The sequence below is a fragment of the Gilliamella sp. WF3-4 genome (assembly GCF_001690275.1).
Taxonomy (GTDB): Bacteria; Pseudomonadota; Gammaproteobacteria; order Enterobacterales; family Orbaceae; genus Gilliamella; species Gilliamella apicola_C.
The window spans coordinates 233,763-254,525 of record NZ_LZGW01000045.1; the positions used below are offsets into that span (position 1 = coordinate 233,763).

The following is a 20,763-nucleotide window of genomic DNA, read 5'->3' on the forward strand; positions in this document are numbered from 1 at the left end:
ATTATGCGATTAGATAAATTTCTTGCTCATCATTTAGGCGCCAGTCGTACTATTGTAAACAAAGAACTCAAAGCTAAAAAAGTGACTGTCGATGGTGAGATTATCAAATCAGGTGCGTATCAATTATCGCCAGATCAATTAGTTGAATATGATGGTTATCAAATTGAACAAGTGACCAACCAACGCTATTTTATGCTCAATAAACCGCAAGGCTATGTTTGTTCGACCAATGATCCCGATCATCCAACAATTCTTTATTTTATTGATGAGCCGATGCCTGAAAAATTACATGCAGCAGGAAGGCTTGATCTTGATACTACTGGGCTTGTTTTGCTTACAGATGATGGTAAGTGGTCACACCGAATTACATCCCCTAAACATCATTGTGAAAAAATTTATGTAGTCACCGTTGAACAACCATTAAAAGTTGAGCTCATTGATATATTTAAAAAAGGCATTCAATTGAAAAGTGAAAAGTCACTCACTAAACCTGCAAAACTAACCATTATTGATGATTTTCATGCTGAATTAATCATTAGCGAAGGTCGCTATCATCAAGTAAAACGGATGTTTGCAGCGGTTAATAATCACGTAATTGCGTTGCATCGAAAACAAATCGGTAACGTGATCCTTGATATACCGGAGGGAGAATATCGACCATTGACTCAAGATGAAATTCATTCTTTTAGCTAATATCAATTGTCGCAATGATAAGTCGTTAAGATGAGGCATTCTATTTATATTTATAGATACTTTAAAGTTAGCCACACCGCAAAAATTAAGCTTGTCCTTAATTAAATTTTATATAAAAGCCGTAAAAAGGAACAATTTGTGCAAAACCAAAACACACAGGTAGAAATAAAAATATCTAAAAAAGCGCTGATTTTTATCCTTGGTTTACTCTCTATGCTTATGCCATTATCTATAGATATGTATTTATCAAGTATGCCAACTATTGCGCACAACTTTAATGTAGCCGATACAGCTGTACAACTCACTATTAGCTGCTATTTACTAGGCTTCTCCGTTGGGCAACTTTTATTTGGGCCGCTTACTGATAGTTATGGGCGACGCAACGTTTTAATTTTTGGCCTAATTATGTTTATAGGCGCGGCATTAAGCTGTGCAATTGCTACCAATATTAATCAATTAATTACCGCTCGCTTTTTTCATGGTATTGCGGCTGCGGCAACCACAATAGTCATTAATGCGTTAATGAAAGATATTTATCGTGATCGTGATGAATTTTCTAAAATGATGTCCTTTGTCATGCTGATATCCAATGTTGCTCCATTACTGGCGCCGATTATCGGTGGATTTATTTTATATTGGTTTAATTGGCGAGCCAATTTTTACACTATCTGCTTAATTGCTCTCGCTTGCTTTGGTTTAGTTGTCACCAATATCCCTGAAACACTCGCAAAAGCCAAACGAGATCGGTTTAGCTTAGTTCGTATTTTAAGCAATTTTATTATGCTGTTTCGACACCGCCAAGCACTCACTTATATGATGATAGGCGCATTTTCAGGGGCGGGGTTATTCTCTTTTTTAAGCTTAGGTCCCTTTGTTTATATGAATTTACATGGCGTTGCATCCACTAATTTTGGTTATTACTTTGCACTCAATATTATTGTTATGATATTGATGAATACCGTAAATAGCCGTTTTGTTAAACGTGTTGGTTCGATTAAAATGATGCAGTTAGGGCTTTTTATCCAATTTACTATGGCAACAAGCCTTCTTGTTGTCAGTCTATTTAATCTAGGGTTTACCTGCCTAGTTATTTGTATTGCTGGTTATATTGGTTGTATGTCAACCATTGGAGGCAATAGCATGGCGATTATTTTAGATCTTCATCAGCATATTGCCGGTACAGCTTCTTCTTTAGCAGGTACAATTCGCTTTGCAGTGGCTGGCGCAATGGGTTTATCATTATCAATGTTAGCATCAACGCATTCGACTGTAAGAGAAACGGTAAATAACTCGACCGAATGGTTAATGGTTGGCTCTATGGTGTTATGTAATTTTCTTGCTGTTAGCTTATTTTTGTGTGCCAAAAACCAAAAAAGGAAAAATCATGATTTACCAATTAGGTGATTTACATCCGCAAATTCATCAACATTGTTTTATTGCAAAATCAGCTGAAATAATTGGTAATGTAACTTTAGAGCAAGGTGTTTCGATCTGGTTTAATACTGTTTTACGTGGCGATATCGCGCCTATTCATATTGGTCAAAATAGTAATGTGCAAGATAATTGCACTGTACATGTTGAAACAGGTACCCCTTGTATTGTTGGTGAAAATGTAACAATTGGTCACAATGTTATTCTTCATAGCTGTATTATTGAAGATAATGTATTAATTGGTATGGGAAGTACTATTTTAAATGATGCGAAAATAGCTAAAAATTGCATAGTGGGCGCTAACTCATTAGTCACACGCACGCTTCCTTATAGTGAAGGTTGTTTAATTATCGGTTCGCCAGCAAAAATTATTCGTAAACTGACTGAAAATGAAATTGAAGGCAATATAAACAATGCAAAAAGTTACGTGCAAAATAGCAAACGATTTAGTGAAAATCTATTTCCTATAAATCGATAGTAACTACAATAAATGATGTTTTATATTTCATTCGCTCTGTGACATAGCGCAATTTATGGTAAAATGCCAGCAATTTTAATAGCGATAGTTTTTTAGGTACTTGTTTGAAAAAGCCCAAAATGACAAGAAAGCAGATTATTACTCAATTCATTTTGCTTGCAATACTAGGTTTATCTGTTTGTTTATTTTTATCTCTGTTTACTTACGATCCCGCTGACCCTGGCTGGTCTCGTACTGCTTGGCACTATCCTATTAGCAATTTTGGCGGTTATCTTGGCGCATATGCCAGCGACATTTTTTTCCAATTTTTAGGGTTTATCGCTTATAGCATCCCTTTTATTACTATTTTTATTTGTTTACAACTCATAGTTCATTTTTATAAACATGCCAATGATCCCATTAATTATTTTAGCCTTTCATTTAGAATTATTGGTGTTTTGGCATTTATCTTCAGTTCGACGGGTTTTTTTGCTTTAAATATTCGTGATGCAGAACAATTTGAAGCAGGTGGTTATCTTGGGGCAATAGTCATTGAAAGCCTTCTACCCATTATAAATAACTTAACTTTATCATTAACTCTTCTTGGAACTTGCTTAGCCTGTATAACATTATTAACTGGATTTTCGTGGTTGAATCTAATGGAAAAATTAGGTGCTTTTGTCATGATTTTACTGTTACCTATTAGATGGTTAATCAAGGCTTGTACAACAAATAACATTGAACAGACTGCGTTAAAACAAGAAAAAAATATTATACGATCTGATGATGTAACAAAAGAACCTCAATTTACAATACCTTGTGATAACAAAGGTGATAACACCGAAATTATTTCACCAAGTTATTCTGTTAATAATGAAATACCTCAAGAGCAGGCATCAAATACTCTTATTTCAGCTGATGAAAATGAAAAGATTTTAATCAAAACGACCGAAGAATTAATTAAAACCAAAGATTCTTTGCAATTATCACAGGTAACAACACCCCAAGCCGTTGATAATCCACCTAGGAAAGAACTCGACCCAGAGGAAATTTTGTCTCGTCTTGAATCAATTATTCAAAACATAAATGGAGATAAAGCAACTCCAGATCAAGAACAGGCTTTATCTTCTTCAATGGCGCAAATAAAGCAGGTGATCCAAACGCAAAAATCTGAAGAAAAACTATCATTTGAACAATCAGATAAGTACACAATATCAGATGCACCAAGTAAACCTTTATTTACTTCGGTAGACAATAAACATGAAATTAAATTCAATAATGAAAAGGGTTCATTTGAACCCGCTCTAGATATTTCAATAATGAAAACCATTGAAACTGAGCAGCCATTGATGCAAGAGCCTGAGGCTATTATAAACACAGCTACCATACAAGAGATAGCAGATGCAAAAACTGAAACGCAAACAGGCGTGAAATTAGAAGTAGAACAACTTGAATATGTTGATACTGAAGCATTAAAAAAAGCGAATCCAATCATTGATGATATTTATCCTGAAGAGATAGCTCAAGATGATCAAGATTATCATTCCTCAGAAAATGATGAGGCTAGTTTAATTCATCCATTATTGAGACGTAATGATAAACCATTGCCAAAACCAACTACGCCACTACCTTCGCTAAACTTATTAACAGCGCCTCCAACGGCAAGAATTGAGGTGGATCATGTGGCCTTAAACGCTATGTCAGAATTGATTGAAAAAAGTTTGTCTGATTACCGAGTAAAAGCTAAAGTTGTTGATTATATGCCTGGGCCTGTGATTACTCGTTTCGAAATTGAGCTTGCACCAGGCATTAAAGCTGCTAGGATTTCAACACTAGATCGTGACTTAGCACGATCATTATCCATGCCATCGGTTCGTGTAGTTGAAGTTATTCCAGGCAAACCGTATGTTGGCATTGAATTACCCAATAAGAATCGTCAAACAGTTTATTTTAGGGAAGTATTAGACAGTCCTCAATTCAAAGATGCTCAATCACCATTAACAATCGTATTAGGTAAAGATATCTCTGGGCAATCAGTGGTTGCTGATTTAGCTAAGATGCCGCACTTATTAGTTGCCGGTACTACTGGTTCGGGTAAATCAGTTGGTGTTAATGCAATGATTTTAAGTATTTTATATAAATCGCAACCTGAAGATGTGCGGTTTATTATGATCGATCCCAAAATGCTTGAGCTCTCTATTTATGAAGGAATACCACACTTATTAACTCAAGTCGTTACTGACATGAAAGACGCTACCAATGCACTTAATTGGTGTGTAAATGAAATGGAACGTCGTTATCGTCTAATGTCAGCGTTAGGAGTGCGAAATATTGCTGGTTACAATGAAAAAATTAAACAAGCTGATGAAATGGGTAGACCAATTCCTGATCCTCTTTGGAAGCCAACCGATAGTATGGATCTTAATATGCCAACACTCGATAAATTACCCTATATTGTCGTGATGGTTGATGAGTTTGCCGACCTTATCATGGCAGTGGGTAAAAAGGTAGAAGAGTTAATCGCAAGGCTTGCACAAAAAGCCAGAGCGGCGGGTATCCATCTTGTCTTAGCGACACAACGCCCGTCGGTTGATGTGATTACTGGTTTAATTAAAGCTAATATTCCTACACGTATTGCATTTACGGTATCAAGCAAGATCGACTCTCGAACGATCTTAGATCAAATGGGTGCGGAATCGCTGCTTGGTATGGGAGATATGCTTTATTTAGCCCCTAATAGCTCAATTCCAATACGAGTACATGGAGCCTTCGTCCGTGATGAAGAAGTTCATGCTGTAGTTCAAGACTGGAAAGCACGAGGTGCACCAAAATATATTGAAAATGTAACCGTTTCAAGTGGTGATAACGATGGCAATAATTCAGAGAGTATCGATGAAGAACTCGACCCTATTTTTGACCAAGTGGTCGAATTTGTTATCGAAACTCGCCGAGCCTCTATATCTAGCGTGCAACGAAAATTCAGAATTGGTTATAATCGAGCAGCAAGAATTGTTGAGCAAATGGAGATTGAAGGCATTATTAGTGCTCCAGCGCATAACGGTAATCGAGAAGTATTAGCAGTTAAAACCAGTGAATATTGATCTTTATTTAAGATGCTAATTTATTTTTATCAATGAATTAGCGCTTTCACAAAACATCATTATAACGTTATTGCTAGATTGTAGCTAAATAAATTGAGGATAATAACTATCGTGTGAATAAATAGTAAAAAATACTCAACTATCATATTGATAATATTAATTATTATTATCAAAAACTCGTATCATACTTCAAAAACACTTTAATAGGTACCGATCAATAATGAGTGATTATTCACAGCAAATCGCATTATTAGAATTAAAACTTAATAATGATCCTAATCGATGTTTACCTGCACAATTAGCAACCAAAGCATTAATAAAAGAAATTTGCTTATCGCCTAAACCTGGATTGGTTGATATGAATAATAGCGGTGCACATCGTGATATGGATTTTCAAACCTTTGTCCAAAGTATTAAAGCTATTTGTATTTGGTTTGAGCGTTTTTATAAGTACGGTAAAAATTCCGCCAACTATGATAATCAACATTTTTTAGCAGGCATTAGACCAATTGGCATTGAGTGTGAACAAGCCATGTTTCGAGCAACTAATCAAGTCAATACACATAAGGGCGGTATATTTGCCTTTGGGCTATTAATGGGGGCTATTGGCAAATTAGAACAACTAGGATTACCAGTCAACACGCAAAGTATTTGCGATGAGGTCTCAGCAATTTGCCAAGGTATTGTCCAAAGCGAGCTAAAGCAAAATATACAAGCAAATTCTGTAGGCGAGAGGTTATTTAAACGCCACAATCTGACTGGTGCAAGAGGGGAAGCTGAATCAGGCTACGCAATAGTTAGAAATATCTCTCTTCCGATTTTTCAAAAAATGCAAAACAGTGGCTATGATGAAGAAACTTGCTTGCTACAAGCCATGTTGTACTTGCTTGCTTTTAATCAAGATACTAATGTCGTTTCAAGAGGAGGATTAGACGGATTGTATTTTGTCCAGCAAGAGGCGAAAAATCTTATTGATCAAGGTGGTATTATTCATTCTGACGGTCGAAAAAAATTATATCAACTTGATACCGAATTCATTAAACGTAATTTAAGTCCTGGCGGTTCGGCGGATTTAATTGCTATTACTTGGTTTTTGTCTGAGTATAACAAATAAGATAAATCAATAAGAAATAACCTTTATTTATGGGTATTAAAATAAAGGTATTTAATATTGTACACAACTATTGAAGCAAACGGCTATTTAAGTAAACAGCTATTTAAGCAAATTCGGGGCTTTGATATCAGCCCCAATTTACCTTATAAGATATTATGCAATTATTGGTTAATTACATAGCTTACCTTATGTGCTTCGGTTGGTAGCGGAACCTCCCATTTATTTAATAACCGCTGAATGGTTTTATTGGGCAAAGTCGTATCACGCGCAGCATTTCGGCGATATAACTCTTTTTCTGGTTGTTCAATATAAACAATTTTCACGTTGGCATGATAAGCGTAGAGTAAATCGAGCGCTTTTTGTCGCATTTCTTGCGATAAATGGGTCGCATTCCAAATAAAAGGTTGTTTTACTCTTAACCACTGTTTTACCTTGGCTAAGACAAACTGTATAACCTGCCCTTCGTTTTCGCCATGCTTCAGTTTTAGTTCAGATCTGGCATCATCATAAGACGCAACAGGCCATGTTGGATAATGTTTGCTTACCCAACTATTTTTACCTGAAGCAGGTAAACCTGCTAGCATAATTACTTCCGATCCTTTTTGGGGATATAACGCATAATCAGGTAAGACATTACTTCCCCGAAAATATTGAACCCGAGTATAATCATCCACAAATTGGCGAGGGTGATATAAACACCCTTCTTCAAGTGCCAACTGTTTAAATAGCTCAACTTCATCAAGTGCTCTTTTTTTATCGGCACAAATGCGACCTTGCATATCCGCTTTAGCTTGTAGACATAACATCCAAATAGGTAGCTGCCACGATAAATGATGAATTAAATATTCAGGTGTTCTATTTTTTCGCTCTTCACTTAAAGCAAAAAAAGGGACTTGATGTACGCTAATGATTCGGCAAATTTGCTCTCTTAAATCAAACGGTACGCCCATTCGCCATAATAATATGCGACTATAAATCTCGCCTTTTTTTGAGTGCCGAGGTTGGGTAATTTTACCTGTGATTTTATCAATCATAGTCGTTTCAGGCTTAGCTATATCATGCAATAAGGCCGTCATAAATAACACAAATTGTTCATCTTCTGTTGCATTAGCAAATTCACTCTGCCCCAATAATGCTCGGATAACCATTTGAGTGTGAATCCATACATTCCCTTCGCCATGGTACATAGCATCTTGAGGTGTAGTTAACAAACGGTTTAATTCAGGAATACAGCTTAACCATGGGCTAAAATCATCCATTGCTATGGTGTGTGTTATTTGCTGTTTTAATGCTGGATAATTCATACCTTTCCTCCATTTATCAATCTGCTGTTCCAATTCACGGTTAATTGTGGTGTATAAAGTTCAACACCGTTGGCTAGTTGATTAGGAATAAAGGGTTGTTCAGAATGGTGTTGCCCTGCATCTAAAATCGCTTGCACAAAATCGTGTCTAACCCATTTAAGACGATCAACTGTTTGTTCTTCCGATTCGATTTTTAGATATAATCCTTCCATAAAATCAGAATTATCACATTGCTGCCATGCTTTGGTTAAATCAAGTTTTTCGCGAGTTATAATTTTTTCAAAACAAGTTCGCCAATTAGCTGTTTTAGCCAAAGATTCCTTAACCAAATTCAATAATTCACTTAATTTAGCTGGTGCCGATCCTGCAAATAAAACTGGCACCGATAAAACAGGACCATCTGCTAGTAATTGATGCCGTTTTATCGTAGATAAAAAACAGTTTTGTTGCCTATCCCAAATATCAAACTCGCAAAAATAATGAGGCAGTGCGTCATAAAAAATTGCATGTTTTTTATGTAGCCATTCACCATAAAGAATATAGCGATCTTCTAATCGTTCTAATAGCCAATATTCATGCACGCAAGCCCAGCGCCTTAATAGATTAAACTGGCGTTCTCGTGACCCCCCCATTAAATAATGCCCTCTAGATTGCAGCAATAGTTCTCCGCTGGCTGAAAAGCTAATAGCACAATTAGCGCCGTCTAACTTTTCTTCAACAACGATATGTTGACCAACTAATTGATTATAAGGGCGTTGTCCATGTTCACTATCACCAAATTGTAAGCGAGAGCCTTCTAGGTGTGGTGTTCGTGGGTATTTAATTAATTCTAAATTTTGAATATAAGATTCCATTGTCATCACGTTTTCTCCAAAAAATAAGGGAAAACCGACAAGGCAAAAAATCTATAGATTGAATTGCAATAAAAGCGCTTAGGTAATACCTAGCAAAAGACAATATAATAGAGAATACCGTGTCGGCATTAAGATAAAGTGTTAACTACAGGCATTTTGCCACCTCACTAAAATTAAAATATAAGGTTAAAAAACGGCGCAATTATCAGCGGTTACAGACTAATTGTCAAGCGTCATTATAATAAATAGTTATGTACGCTAATAATAAACTAGAAAATTATTGTTAATAAACAAACTTTTTGTTACGATTTTTCACTTAAAATAGATATAAAGTAAATTTTAGTGAAATAAAAATTCAATAAAATCAATGACTTTTCTGAATGATTTTTGTTGTTAGCATTGTGCTATTGAAAAGCGCTTAGCTCGCTAGCTTTGCTGGTTCGAAATTAAGTTTTACGCTGTATTAGCTCTTCTTTGATTGTTTATTCTTAATCAATATTATTACAGAAATCCTCCCAATTTTATCAGAGATGGTTTGATCTAGCGTAATTGAGCAGTTTCGGTTGTATAATACCTTATGCCTATTTTATCTCTCGGCAAAATTTGAGCGGATAACCAAAGGTTTTCCCAATAAAACATTGGGTAAAAAAACTTGAAAACTTTTGCAAAAAATACTTATCAAAAACTTTCAGGTAGTTTTGTATTTTCGCATAGCGGTTACCATAAAAAATCAATTAAAAAGAATAGAAAATTGCTTATTTAGGTGAATAATCAGCGCCAAAATAGTGAACACTTATTTTCGTTAATTCACCATTACTGATAATCTTTTTTATGCCATCATTAATATCTTTAGTTAACTGTTCGCCTTTATTCCCTTTGCTGATTAATAAATAGCTGTATGGTAAGGCAATTCGATCGGCATCATCGTTACTTAATTCTATTGTTTTCAAGTTAAGATTATGTTCATTAATTAATTGTGATAGCATCACTTTATCGATTAATTGAAAATCATATTGCCCTGTTTCAACATGCTGTAGCACAGGCAATAAATCCGCTTCACTATAGGTAATTTTGACGGGGTTATTAGGGTACTGTTGATTATATAACTCTAATGCGGTTGCATAGTTAAGACCTGGATAAACTTCTGTCGATTTCCCATTAAGATCACTAAATTGTTTTATATCATTATTGTTTTTTGCCACCGCAATGGCGTATTGGTTTTGAAAAATAGGGGCAGAATGAAAATACTTTTCTTTCCGTTTTTCATTCATGGCGAAATTATTAGCGCCCACGTGATAACGTTGTGAGTCAAGCCCAGCTAAAATTGATGGAAATTCAGTAATTTCAAAACGAACCTCATATTGCGGTAACTGTGCAAATATTGCTTTTGCAACATCAATGTCATATCCCATTAACTCGCCTTGTCCATCTACTGTAGAAAAAGGACTAGGTGCCCCTGACGTTGCAATAACAATTTTTTCTTTCCCTGTAGTTTGAGTACCTATAGTTTTAGTACCTTTATTTTGATTGTCGCAACTCGTTAAAAACAAAGCACCTAATATTAGAAAAAAATACCATTTTTTGCCGTTCATAATGCAATACCTCCCTTTGGTTTGGATCAATGTTTCGCTTATTTTGAGTGGTTTTTTAACTATATTTTAAATAAACCCCATATTCTTCATTTCAGTTAGGTGCTCGGGTTGATAACGAGCCATGCCCGTTTTCATTAAATCAAAACCTAAATTTTTATAAAACTCGACAGTTTGTGGGTGAGTATAAAGGATGATATTACAGTGTTGTACTCGCTCAACGAGTTTATCAACAATCAACCTTCCATATTGTTGCCCATGGAGGCGTTTTACCAATGCAATGTTATATATTGCAGCTTGGCAAATACCATCAGATAATGCACGCCCTACGCCAACAACTCGATCTTTTTCCAGTAAAAATACCACAGCATAACTATTTCGAAACACCTGTTCTTGTGTCTTTGCGTCAAATGAGCTTAATCCATAAAAAGTCAGCAAATCAGCAACATCTTGCCAATTAATATCTTCACAATGTTGTTGAATAACAATTTTCATTCATGCTCCATTTATTAAATTTCGTAATCAATTTGCCCTGTTGAATAATATCTCGCTAAAAAATCTTTTGTTCTTTGTTGCGTCGGATTTGCAAATATCTGCTGTGGTGAACCATCTTCAATGATTTTGCCTTTATCTAAAAATAGCACTCTAGTTGCAATATCATGCACAAAACTCATTTCATGAGAAACTAAAATCATAGTAACTCCTGATTTAGCAGCTATTTTTATTGTTGCTAATACTTCACCCACTAACTCGGGATCAAGCGCTGAGGTTGGCTCATCAAGTAATAAGACTTTGGGCTCCATAGCTAATGCTCGAGCAATGGCAACTCGTTGCTGTTGCCCACCAGATAATTGTTTGGGATAGTGATAGATTCGTTCGCCGAGTCCTACTTGCACTAGTTTTTCGTGTGCTATCTGTTGTGCTTTATCCTTTGAGTATTTTTTGACAACAATTAGCCCTTCCATCACATTTTCTAAGGCATTTTTTTGTTGAAATAGATTGAATTGTTGAAATACCATTGCCGATTGTTGGCGAAATGTAACAATTTCATGTCTTTTTATACAACTCACATCAAGTTGAAAATTATCAATGCGAATCTTACCTTGCTTTGGCTTTTCTAATAAATTTAAACATCTCAAAAGCGTTGACTTACCCGCACCAGAAGCCCCAATAATCGCCACAATTTCAGCGGGGTGAATATGAAAGCTAAGGTGATTTAATATAAGATTATGATGAAAAGACAAGGTTAAATTTTGCACATTAATCATAATAATTTTCCTCGGCGATAACTTGGGGTGTTAGCACAATCAGAAATGGTTAAGCGCTTTTCCAAATATTTGACAATTAGTTCAATGATAATGGTTAAGACCCAATAAATTAATGCCAATGAAATATAAACTTCAAAATAACGGTAACTATGTCCTGCTAAGGTTTTGCCTCTGCCAGTCATTTCTGTGACTGAGCAGACAAACGCTAACGATGTGCCTTTTAGCAAACCAATCATTGCGTTACCTAAATTGGGTAATGCCACAATAAAAGCTTCAGGAATGACAATTCGACGTAACAACTGACTATAGGTCATGCCTAATGATTGTGCTGCTTCAATCTGTCCTTTATTAACAGACTGCAATGCCGCACGTATTGTTTCTGAATTATAAGCCGCCTCGTTGAAAGAAAATGCAATTAATACAAAAAGCATTGGGGGTATGCCATTGATATTATAATCAGTGCCATAAAAATAATTGATATAACGTAATAGAATGGGGATGCCATAAAAACTTAAATAGAGTTGCACCAATAATGGCGTGCCTCTGATAAAAGAGACAAAAACCGTCGCTATCGGTGATAATATTGGTATTTTATTCATTTTGGCGATAGCAATCATTAACCCTAAAATGATGCCAAGTAGCATCGAGAAAAAGGTAATAAAAAGTGTTACAGGCAAGTAAGCAAGTAACGTTGGAATTTGGGTAAAAATCAATCCGACATTCAATATATTTGGCATTATAATTATCCCATTAAAATTATTGACTTGAACTAATCTGTTTGCCCCTGTTGTGTGGTGTATGCCAATTATTGACATCAGGCCCCAAAGGCAAAATGTCATAGGGATTATGCGCGCTATCTCCTAAAAAGTAGCCTTTTTTGATTGCCTGAAAATCCGTTGTTTCGCCAAAAGCAGGTATTTGATAAAGATCTCGAGCATAGGCCCATAAGTTAGGATAGTCGATAATCCGATTACGATTGGTTTTAAAAGCGCAATAGTAGGCAACATCAAATCGAGCCAAAGTAACATAAAGGCGAATATCAGAATCCGTAATTTGATCACCAAATAGATAACGTGATTGACTCAAACGCTGTTCTAATTTATCTAATTGATTAAAAACAAGATGATATGCATCTTCATAGGCTTTTTGCGTGCGTGCAAAACCCGCTTTATACACACCATTATTCACTTCATGGAATATTACATCATTTAGTGCGTCAATATCAGCACGTAATTTTTCAGGATAAAGGTCTGGAGCGCCAGTTTTATGAAAAGATTTAAATGCTGTTTCCCAATAATAAGTAAGCTTAAAATAATCATTATTGACAACTTTGCCTGTCTTAATATCAACCACCGTTGGCACTGTTGCTCTTCCTTCATATAGTGGATCGGTTGAAGCATAGATTTCAGGTAAATAGCGGATACCAAGCACAGGATCAACACCGCCAGCATCCAGTGAAAATTCCCAGCCCTTATTAGTTCTAATTGGGTTTACTTTACCTACGCTGATGACAGTGTCTAATCCCAATAATTTGATAGCAATCATTGAGCGATGTGCCCAAGGGCATATCGCGGCCCAAATTAAACGGTAACGACCAGCTTCAACAGGTAACTGTCCGGGTTTATCGCCAAATGGTGTGTCAAAGCGGTTTGCTTGGCGAACAAATGCTCCATTTTTGTCAATCTCATTATTTTCATTAGTAGCAATTTTTTCTATAGCTAAAGACATATGCTTACCTCTTATTATTTGGTACTGCAAAATGCAACTATCTGACAACTTAGTTCAATCTAACATCAAATATTTCGCAGATAAAATAACAAATAAGCATATTTATATAATTATCAATTATATAGAAGATAAGTTACGGTATAAAAATTGCCTTAATTAAGTTAACTATTTTCCTAAACGTTTATATAGCCTTTCAGGGCGGCCAATTTTGCCGTGATTAAGCTCGACCGTTAATAATTTTATTTGAACACAATACTCTAAGTATCGCCTGGCTGTTGTTTTACTAATATTGGCTTTTTCAACTATTTCATCAACGGTTAGTACGCTATCGGTCTGCATAAAAATGTCTTTCACTTTCTGTAAAGTGATTTCTTCAATACCTTTTGAGTGTCGATTCATGTTCACAAAGTCTTTTGTTTGTAAATTGAAAAGCTCATCAATTTTTCGTTGGTTGACATGTTTTTGTAGGCTTTGTCGATACAAAAAGAGTTCAAAACGTTCAAGTGAATGTTTTAAACGTTGGTAAGAAACTGGTTTAATCAAATAATCAAAAGCACCGTAACGAATGGCTTTACTACACGTTTCCATATCACTTGCTGCGGTAATAAAAATTACATAACAATCTAAATGATTATTAATAATATATTCAAATAATTCAATTCCTTTGCCATCAGGTAAATAATTATCCAGTAAAATCAATGTTGGTTTGAGTCTTTCAACCATGATTTTAGCTTCTTCTAGATTGGAAGCGATACCTATGACTTTAACTCTTGTATCTTTTTGAATAAATTCTGCATTTAACTCAGCTAGTATTGGCTCATCTTCGATAATAAGCACTTTAATGATATCTTCTTGAAACTCGTTCATATAATTACCTTTTATTATTTAGGGATAAATACAGAAAAAATGGTTCCATAGGGGATATTATCTTCAAATGTAATATAACCATTGGCTTTTTTTATGTAAGTCGAAACAAGGTGTAAACCAATACCATGTTCTTTACCCTCTTGTGATGTGACGCCGGGTTCAAAAATTGAATTACGAATACTTTTATCAACACCACAACCTTGATCAGTCACTTCTAATACAATTTCGTTTGTTGCATCACTAAGATATAAATAAATTGTTTTATCTCCAAGATCATTTTTCAAACTCGCATTAAAAGCATTATCAAGCAAGTTACCTAAAATTGACATAAATTCTGTTTCAGCCATAAGTAAGGGTAATTCACTTAATTGGCAGGCAGGATCAAATATTAAATTTAAGCCTAGCTCATGCGCTTTTGAATATTTACCGATTAATAAACCACATACAGCTGGAACCTTAAAATGTTCCGTAATAAAATCTAGATTGCTTTGATTATCTGCAGAGTGTAATGCAATAAAAGATTGAGCTTCTTCATACCGTTTCATATAAATTAAACCAGATAACGTTGCCAACCAATTAAGATGCTCATGCCTTAATGCACGTAAATTATCAACATACTGGTTCACTTGTGTTAATTGCATACTTAATATATTAATATCGTCAAAGTTACGGAAAGTAATAACCCAACCTTGAATTTTATCATCGATCACCACGCGAACTTTGTTTGCAATCACGATAATATTATTGAAATAACAAATATGATCGTGTATGTCTTCTGTTTGACTTTCATTTCTAAAAATAAAATCGGTTGATTGAATAAACTCGCTTAAATTATGTTTATGTAGCTCATCATCACTTATTTTAATATTCAACATAGTGCGAGCTGATTGATTAATATTGATAATGTTATAACTCAGATCGATTGCAATAACACCTTCAAAAATAGATTCCATAATCGATTTTTGGCTTTTTACCAGTAATGCAATTGCTTTAGGCTCTAAATTAAACATCTGTTGTTTTATTGCTTTTGAAAAAAAATAAGAAAAAATAAATAACGCTAAAAACAATAATGAACAACAAATAATAAATGGTATAACTTGTTGTATATGCAGTGCATTAATATCATCAATCATATAACCGACTGAAACAATACCTATAATTTTACCGTTATCAACGATCGGCGCTTTACCTCTTAATGCTAAACCAAGAGAACCCTCACTAATTGTGATGCTACTATTACCATTAAGAACCTCTTTGTTATCGCCACCAATCATAGGCGAGTGTAAAGGGCTATTAGCCGTATGGAATAGACGATTAGCTTTTGCATCACCAATAACAATATAGCTAGCATCACTTTGTTCAAATATATCTACGATGAGGTCGGCTATTTTTGATGTATCTTTATCTTTGACATATTGGATTAAACTTGGTAAAACAGATAGCTCTTTTGCTTGGATTTGAGCTTTTTCGCCTAGGCTACGATATAAATTAGTTTCTATCGTATTCCAAATATAGCTCTGTAATAACGCAAGCACAATCAACGAAAAAAACAGCAGCGATAAAAAAAGCTTTGTTGTAAACGATAACTGAATTTTTTTTCGCATTTTACATTTACTTCTCAAATTAAATTAAAATAATTCTAACATAGCATTAAAAAACATATAGCCGTTAAAACCATAAAAACCACAGTTAATTTATGATTTACATCACAAAAATTTTATTAATTTTTTGTAAAGATATGCTTATTGAATTTGAATAAGTAAAATCATTTTGGAGAAAAAAATAAATGGCGGATTTCAAGTCACTTGAAAATAAACGTAATCAAAAAGAATCAACGAGTAAGCCCTTTGAAGAAAGGCTAACCGGTTGGCCATATAATTGGTGGCGCCTAATGGACAATTATAAAATTGGTGTCATTCCATTACCATTATTTATTATTGCCGGCATCCTTATCTTTAGTGAAGTATTAGTAACGGGTAAACTGCCTAGTGAAATTGTTGTCATGGTAGTGACTTGTGCTTTTTTTGGTTTTTTATGTGGTGAAATCGGTAAACGTTTACCTATCATTGGGAAAATGGGTGCTGCAGCAATTTGTGCAACCTTTATTCCATCAGCATTAGTTTATTATGGTATTCTTCCTAAACCAGTTGTTGAAGCTACAACAAAATTCTATAAAGATACGCATATTCTGTATTTATATATTTGTTGTATCATTGTGGGCAGCATTATGAATATGGATAAGAAAACCCTTATTCAAGGCTTCTTAAAAATCTTCGGTCCAATGGTTTGTGGTGAAATTGTTGGTATGATTGTTGGTGTTGGTGTTGGTTATTTACTTGGTTTAACGCCATTTGAAACATTCTTCTTCTTAGTATTACCTATTATGGCTGGTGGTGTTGGTGAGGGGGCGATCCCACTTTCAATTGGATATGCATCAATTTTAGGTATGGAGCAAGGTGAAGCACTTGGGCGCGTATTACCAATTGTTATGTTAGGTGGTTTAACGGGTATTATCTGTGGTGGCATTTTAAATCGCATCGGTAAAGTTTATCCACACTTAACAGGTAACGGTCGATTATTGCCTGCATCTGCAGATGATGAAGTTATGGATAAAAAAGCTGCTAAAACTGAATCTATTATTGATGTAACAACCTTTGCTTCAGGTGTATTGTTAGCCGCTATTCTTTATATGGTTGGTATGATTGGGCATAAAGTAACGGGTATTCCAGCACCAGTAGGAATGTTATTTGCTGCAGTTTTTGTTAAACTAATTTCTGGTGTTTCGCCTAAAGTATTAAGTGGTTCACAAGTTGTTTACAAATTTTTCCAAACCTCAGTTACCTATCCAATTTTATTTGCGGTAGGTGTGGCAATTACACCATGGGATAAAATTGTTGCAGCTTTCACTATTACAAACTTAATTGTTATTGTTTGTACTGTAGTTAGCCTAGTTACCACTGGTTTCTTTGTTGCTAAAAAACTTGGTATGTACCCAGTTGATGCAGCAGTTATCTCATGTTGCCAAAGTGGTCAAGGTGGAACAGGTGATGTGGCAATCTTAACAGCTGCAGAACGTATGGAACTTATGCCATTTGCACAAATTGCAACTCGTATTGGTGGTGCAATCAATGTATCTGTATCATTACTCATTCTCGGCAATTTCTTAGTATAGAATTTACATATTAACGAACAGCCTTGGTTTATACTAAGGTTGTTTATTTTTATTTCATATTTACTATCAACACCAACAGCTTTTAAGGAGTTTTCATGAAGCTTGTCAGTTATCTTGTCTCTGGTAGAGCAAGTTTTGGTCTTCTCACTCAAAATGGCATTATTGATTTAAAAGAAAAATTGGGCGATAAATACGTTGACTTAAAATCGCTACTTGCTGATGAGGAAGGGCTATCTATTGCCAAAACCTACCTAGATGCCCCAAGTGACATTGAAGAGCAAGACATTACTTATTTACCTGTTATTCCAAACCCAAACAAAATTTTATGTGTTGGTATGAATTATGCTGAAAAACGTGCAGAATTTAATGAAACCAGCTCTGCTCCTACGCTTTTTGTTCGTTTTCCAGATTCACAAACCGGTCATAAAACCAACATTATTAAACCAGCCATTACTAATGAATTGGATTATGAAGGCGAATTAGCTATTATTATTGGTAAAACTGGTTTTCGCATTAAACAAGAAGATGCGTTATCTTATGTAGCTGGTTATAGTTGTTATATGGATGGTTCTATTCGTGATTGGCAATATACCTGGTTTACCGCAGGTAAGAACTGGCCAAATACTGGTGCATTTGGCCCATGTATTACAACGCGCGATGAAATTCCAGATCCAAAAGCGCTTTCTTTAACCACCTATTTAAATGGGAAAGAAATGCAACATGATTCAATTAAGAATCTTGTGCATACTGTACCTGAATTAATTTCTTATATTAGTACTTTTACCCATTTATCTTCGGGAGATGTGATTCTTACTGGCTCACCAGGTGGTGTTGGTAAAAAACGCAATCCACCTGTATTTATGCAAGATGGTGATAAAATAGAAGTTGAAATCACGGGTATTGGTCGTTTAACCAATTATGTAGTAGCTGAAAAAAGGTAAACTCATGTACGATTTGGTTGATTACACGGTTATTGATATTTCTAAGTCAGAGCAAGATTATCAAGAAATTGAGCAGTTATTACTGCGATCTGATCTCAAGCTAGATCCACAAGTTACTCTTTTTGTTGTAGCGAAAATTAGCGCTAAAATTATAGCTTGTGCTGGTATTGATCGTGATATTATAAAATGTGTTGCTATTGATCCAGATTACCGTGGCAATCAACTAAATCTAACTTTAATGGATTACACAATAAAATATGCCAATGAAAATGGCTATTTTCACCTTTTTTTATATACCAAGCCTGAAAATATAGATTTTTTTAAAGGATGTGGTTTTTACCCTATTGTTGAAATTACAGGGCTAGTTGTTCTAATGGAAAACAATCCTGTTGGAATTAAGCAGTATTGTAAAAAGCTAAATGCACAACAAAAAGCAGGGAAAAAAATTGGTAGTATTGTAATGAATGCCAACCCTTTTACTAAAGGGCATCAATATCTTATCCAATATGCAGCAAGCCAATGTGATTGGTTGCATGTTTTTGTCGTCAATGAAAATGCTTCATTATTTTCATTTGATACACGCTTAAAGTTAGTTAAAGATGGCACTCAACAAATAAAAAATGTTACTGTGCATGCAAGCTCACCTTATATTATATCAAGAGCAACATTCCCAACTTACTTTCTAAAAGATAAGGCAAAAATTGATCGAGCTTATATGGGCATCGATTTACTTATATTCCGAAATTATATTGCTCCAACGCTTAATATTAACTATCGATTTGTTGGAACTGAACCCTATGATGAAGTCACCAAAGCTTATAATGAAGCGATGTGTTATTGGTTAGAAGATAAAACGATTAGTAATTGCCCTGCTATTACTGTTGTTGAAGTTCAGCGAATAACTGAAGGCGATACTATCATATCTGCCTCAGTCGTGAGAGAATTATTGGCATCTGAGCAATATGAACAGGTAAAAAAGTTAGTTCCATCGACAACATGGGATTACCTTTCAGCTAATTTGGATAAATTTAAAATTTAATACATTTTAAAAGGTAGCAAAATGAAAATACAAAAAGAAGCCATGGCAGGGACTCTTGAATCTAGCGATTTGTTAGTCAAAGTCATGCCAAACACGGGGATCGAAATTGTCATTAATAGTGATGTTAATAAACAATTTGGCGATCAAATCCGCGCGGTTGTTGAACAAACTTTAAATGAGCTTAATGTCACTGATGGTTTAATCATTATCGATGATAAAGGTGCACTGGATTGTGCTATTAAAGCAAGAATTCAATGTGCGGTATTACGTGGCGCAGAAGAAGAAAACTTAGATTGGAGTAAATTACTATGAAAAAATTACGTCGAAGTATGCTATTTCTTCCAGGTGCAAACGCTGCCATGTTGTCGACTTCGTTTGTTTATAAACCTGATTCAATTATGTTTGATCTTGAAGACGCCGTTTCAATTAAAGAAAAAGATTCAGCTCGTTTATTAGTTGCCCAAACATTACTGCTTCCTGTGTATAAAGAACACGGAATTGAAACAGTAGTTCGAATCAATGCACTTGATACTCCATTTGGCTTAAAAGACCTTGAGGCAGTAGTAAGAGCTGGCGTTGACGTTGTGCGCTTACCAATGACTAACTGTGCCGAAGATATCCATGAGTTAGAAGCGCACGTTGAAAGAATCGAAAAAGAGTGTGGACGTGAAGTTGGTAGCACCAAATTAATGGCTGCAATTGAATCGGCACAAGGTGTAGTTAATGCTGTTTCTATTGCTAAAGCTTCTCCACGTTTAATTGGTATTGCGTTAGCAGCATTTGATTATCTTGTTGATATGCAAACTGAGCGAGGTGATGGCACAGAGTTATTCTATGCTCGTTGTGCAGTACTACATGCAGCGCGTGTAGCCAAAATTGATGCTTTTGATGTGGTTTATTCTAATGTTAATGATGATGAAGGTTTCTTAAAAGAAGTCAGCTTAATTAAAAAATTAGGTTATAACGGTAAATCACTGATTAATCCAAGACAAATTGAGTTACTACATAACGCATATGCACCAACAGCGGCTGAAGTTGAACACGCCCAAAAAGTGGTTGAAGCAGCAGAAGAAGGTGAAAGAAAAGGTCTTGGCGTTATCTCTCTAAACGGCAAAATGATTGATGCACCGATTATTGCTCGTGCTAGAAAAGTTATTGAGCTAGCCAAGTATTCTGGTGTACGTAAAGAAATTTGATAGGATTGA

Annotated in this window: 18 protein-coding genes and 1 pseudogene; 10 read left to right on the forward strand and 9 right to left on the reverse strand. The window is 35.1% G+C overall.

Annotation, left to right across the window (positions count from 1 at the left end):
* Positions 1 to 3: 3 nt before the first annotated feature.
* The 5 genes from rsuA (at position 4) to citG (ending at position 6,796) form a co-directional block, all read left to right on the forward strand.
* Complete coding sequence (rsuA, locus tag A9G47_RS10270; RefSeq protein WP_065567656.1) at positions 4 to 693, forward strand: 16S rRNA pseudouridine(516) synthase RsuA; 690 nt, start codon at positions 4 to 6, stop codon at positions 691 to 693.
* 138 nt (positions 694 to 831) lie between these two features.
* A complete protein-coding gene (locus tag A9G47_RS10275; RefSeq protein ID WP_065642818.1) occupies positions 832 to 2,097 on the forward strand; it encodes a Bcr/CflA family multidrug efflux MFS transporter in 1,266 nt (421 codons plus the stop codon).
* Entirely contained in the window at positions 2,078 to 2,602 is a 525-nt protein-coding gene (locus tag A9G47_RS10280; protein ID WP_065579575.1) for a gamma carbonic anhydrase family protein, read from the forward strand. The genes A9G47_RS10275 and A9G47_RS10280 overlap by 20 nt, the downstream gene beginning before the upstream one ends.
* Before the next feature lie 104 nt (positions 2,603 to 2,706).
* Positions 2,707 to 5,682 (forward strand): DNA translocase FtsK 4TM domain-containing protein, encoded by a 2,976-nt coding sequence (locus tag A9G47_RS15005; protein WP_065642819.1) that lies wholly within the window; start codon positions 2,707 to 2,709, stop codon positions 5,680 to 5,682.
* Positions 5,683 to 5,902: 220 nt separating this feature from the next.
* Positions 5,903 to 6,796 (forward strand): triphosphoribosyl-dephospho-CoA synthase CitG, encoded by an 894-nt coding sequence (gene citG / locus A9G47_RS10290; protein WP_065567652.1) that lies wholly within the window; start codon positions 5,903 to 5,905, stop codon positions 6,794 to 6,796.
* 161 nt (positions 6,797 to 6,957) lie between these two features.
* Here citG and A9G47_RS10295 read toward each other — a convergent pair whose 3' ends face one another.
* The 9 genes from A9G47_RS10295 to A9G47_RS10335 form a co-directional block, all read right to left on the reverse strand.
* Positions 6,958 to 8,100, reverse strand: a complete 1,143-nt coding sequence (locus A9G47_RS10295; RefSeq protein ID WP_065642820.1) for an AAA family ATPase — start codon at positions 8,098 to 8,100, stop codon at positions 6,958 to 6,960.
* A complete protein-coding gene (locus A9G47_RS10300) occupies positions 8,097 to 8,960 on the reverse strand; it encodes an RNA ligase family protein (RefSeq protein ID WP_176700696.1) in 864 nt (287 codons plus the stop codon). Before A9G47_RS10300 ends, A9G47_RS10295 begins: the two co-directional genes overlap by 4 nt.
* Positions 8,961 to 9,709: 749 nt before the next feature.
* The gene (locus A9G47_RS10305) at positions 9,710 to 10,546 is read right to left on the reverse strand and encodes a transporter substrate-binding domain-containing protein (protein ID WP_065642821.1); all 837 of its coding nucleotides are present in this window, start codon (positions 10,544 to 10,546) and stop codon (positions 9,710 to 9,712) included.
* 66 nt (positions 10,547 to 10,612) lie between these two features.
* The gene (locus tag A9G47_RS10310; RefSeq protein ID WP_065567649.1) at positions 10,613 to 11,038 is read right to left on the reverse strand and encodes a GNAT family N-acetyltransferase; all 426 of its coding nucleotides are present in this window, start codon (positions 11,036 to 11,038) and stop codon (positions 10,613 to 10,615) included.
* Positions 11,039 to 11,052: 14 nt separating this feature from the next.
* Positions 11,053 to 11,811: an amino acid ABC transporter ATP-binding protein gene (locus tag A9G47_RS10315; RefSeq protein WP_065642822.1), complete on the reverse strand. Its 759-nt coding sequence runs from the start codon at positions 11,809 to 11,811 to the stop codon at positions 11,053 to 11,055.
* Positions 11,808 to 12,548, reverse strand: a complete 741-nt coding sequence (locus tag A9G47_RS10320) for an amino acid ABC transporter permease (protein WP_065642823.1) — start codon at positions 12,546 to 12,548, stop codon at positions 11,808 to 11,810. The genes A9G47_RS10315 and A9G47_RS10320 overlap by 4 nt, the downstream gene beginning before the upstream one ends.
* 19 nt (positions 12,549 to 12,567) lie before the next feature.
* A complete protein-coding gene (locus A9G47_RS10325; RefSeq protein ID WP_065642824.1) occupies positions 12,568 to 13,539 on the reverse strand; it encodes a glutathione S-transferase family protein in 972 nt (323 codons plus the stop codon).
* Positions 13,540 to 13,704: 165 nt separating this feature from the next.
* Positions 13,705 to 14,406, reverse strand: a complete 702-nt coding sequence (locus tag A9G47_RS10330) for a response regulator (RefSeq protein WP_065567645.1) — start codon at positions 14,404 to 14,406, stop codon at positions 13,705 to 13,707.
* Between the two features lie 14 nt (positions 14,407 to 14,420).
* Positions 14,421 to 16,010, reverse strand: a complete 1,590-nt coding sequence (locus tag A9G47_RS10335; protein ID WP_065642825.1) for an ATP-binding protein — start codon at positions 16,008 to 16,010, stop codon at positions 14,421 to 14,423.
* A gap of 275 nt (positions 16,011 to 16,285) precedes the next feature.
* Between A9G47_RS10335 and A9G47_RS10340 the strand changes: the two are divergent.
* From A9G47_RS10340 to citE, 5 genes and pseudogenes are all read left to right on the forward strand, one after another.
* Positions 16,286 to 17,578: pseudogene (locus tag A9G47_RS10340) on the forward strand (2-hydroxycarboxylate transporter family protein); the annotation flags it as partial.
* 95 nt (positions 17,579 to 17,673) lie between these two features.
* Positions 17,674 to 18,519, forward strand: coding sequence for a fumarylacetoacetate hydrolase family protein (locus A9G47_RS10345; protein ID WP_065642826.1), 846 nt, complete (start codon positions 17,674 to 17,676; stop codon positions 18,517 to 18,519).
* Positions 18,520 to 18,523: 4 nt separating this feature from the next.
* Complete coding sequence (citC, locus tag A9G47_RS10350; protein ID WP_065567642.1) at positions 18,524 to 19,558, forward strand: [citrate (pro-3S)-lyase] ligase; 1,035 nt, start codon at positions 18,524 to 18,526, stop codon at positions 19,556 to 19,558.
* 21 nt (positions 19,559 to 19,579) lie between these two features.
* The gene (gene citD / locus A9G47_RS10355; RefSeq protein ID WP_065567641.1) at positions 19,580 to 19,870 is read left to right on the forward strand and encodes a citrate lyase acyl carrier protein; all 291 of its coding nucleotides are present in this window, start codon (positions 19,580 to 19,582) and stop codon (positions 19,868 to 19,870) included.
* A complete protein-coding gene (citE, locus tag A9G47_RS10360) occupies positions 19,867 to 20,754 on the forward strand; it encodes a citrate (pro-3S)-lyase subunit beta (protein ID WP_065567640.1) in 888 nt (295 codons plus the stop codon). Before citD ends, citE begins: the two co-directional genes overlap by 4 nt.
* The last annotated feature ends 9 nt before the right edge of the window (positions 20,755 to 20,763 follow it).

What these genes read in the sequence shown, in the direction of transcription:
- A9G47_RS10300 (WP_176700696.1), bottom strand. Translation starts at nt 8,960, where the DNA reads ATGACAATGGAATCTTATATTCAAAATTTAGAATTAATTAAATACCCA.
- A9G47_RS10280 (WP_065579575.1), top strand. Translation starts at nt 2,078, where the DNA reads ATGATTTACCAATTAGGTGATTTACATCCGCAAATTCATCAACATTGT.
- A9G47_RS10315 (WP_065642822.1), bottom strand. Translation starts at nt 11,811, where the DNA reads ATGATTAATGTGCAAAATTTAACCTTGTCTTTTCATCATAATCTTATA.
- A9G47_RS10320 (WP_065642823.1), bottom strand. Translation starts at nt 12,548, where the DNA reads ATGCCAAATATATTGAATGTCGGATTGATTTTTACCCAAATTCCAACG.
- A9G47_RS10310 (WP_065567649.1), bottom strand. Translation starts at nt 11,038, where the DNA reads ATGAAAATTGTTATTCAACAACATTGTGAAGATATTAATTGGCAAGAT.
- citG (WP_065567652.1), top strand. Translation starts at nt 5,903, where the DNA reads ATGAGTGATTATTCACAGCAAATCGCATTATTAGAATTAAAACTTAAT.
- citC (WP_065567642.1), top strand. Translation starts at nt 18,524, where the DNA reads ATGTACGATTTGGTTGATTACACGGTTATTGATATTTCTAAGTCAGAG.
- A9G47_RS10345 (WP_065642826.1), top strand. Translation starts at nt 17,674, where the DNA reads ATGAAGCTTGTCAGTTATCTTGTCTCTGGTAGAGCAAGTTTTGGTCTT.
- A9G47_RS10330 (WP_065567645.1), bottom strand. Translation starts at nt 14,406, where the DNA reads ATGAACGAGTTTCAAGAAGATATCATTAAAGTGCTTATTATCGAAGAT.
- rsuA (WP_065567656.1), top strand. Translation starts at nt 4, where the DNA reads ATGCGATTAGATAAATTTCTTGCTCATCATTTAGGCGCCAGTCGTACT.
- A9G47_RS10325 (WP_065642824.1), bottom strand. Translation starts at nt 13,539, where the DNA reads ATGTCTTTAGCTATAGAAAAAATTGCTACTAATGAAAATAATGAGATT.
- citD (WP_065567641.1), top strand. Translation starts at nt 19,580, where the DNA reads ATGAAAATACAAAAAGAAGCCATGGCAGGGACTCTTGAATCTAGCGAT.
- citE (WP_065567640.1), top strand. Translation starts at nt 19,867, where the DNA reads ATGAAAAAATTACGTCGAAGTATGCTATTTCTTCCAGGTGCAAACGCT.
- A9G47_RS10305 (WP_065642821.1), bottom strand. Translation starts at nt 10,546, where the DNA reads ATGAACGGCAAAAAATGGTATTTTTTTCTAATATTAGGTGCTTTGTTT.
- A9G47_RS10295 (WP_065642820.1), bottom strand. Translation starts at nt 8,100, where the DNA reads ATGAATTATCCAGCATTAAAACAGCAAATAACACACACCATAGCAATG.
- A9G47_RS10335 (WP_065642825.1), bottom strand. Translation starts at nt 16,010, where the DNA reads ATGCGAAAAAAAATTCAGTTATCGTTTACAACAAAGCTTTTTTTATCG.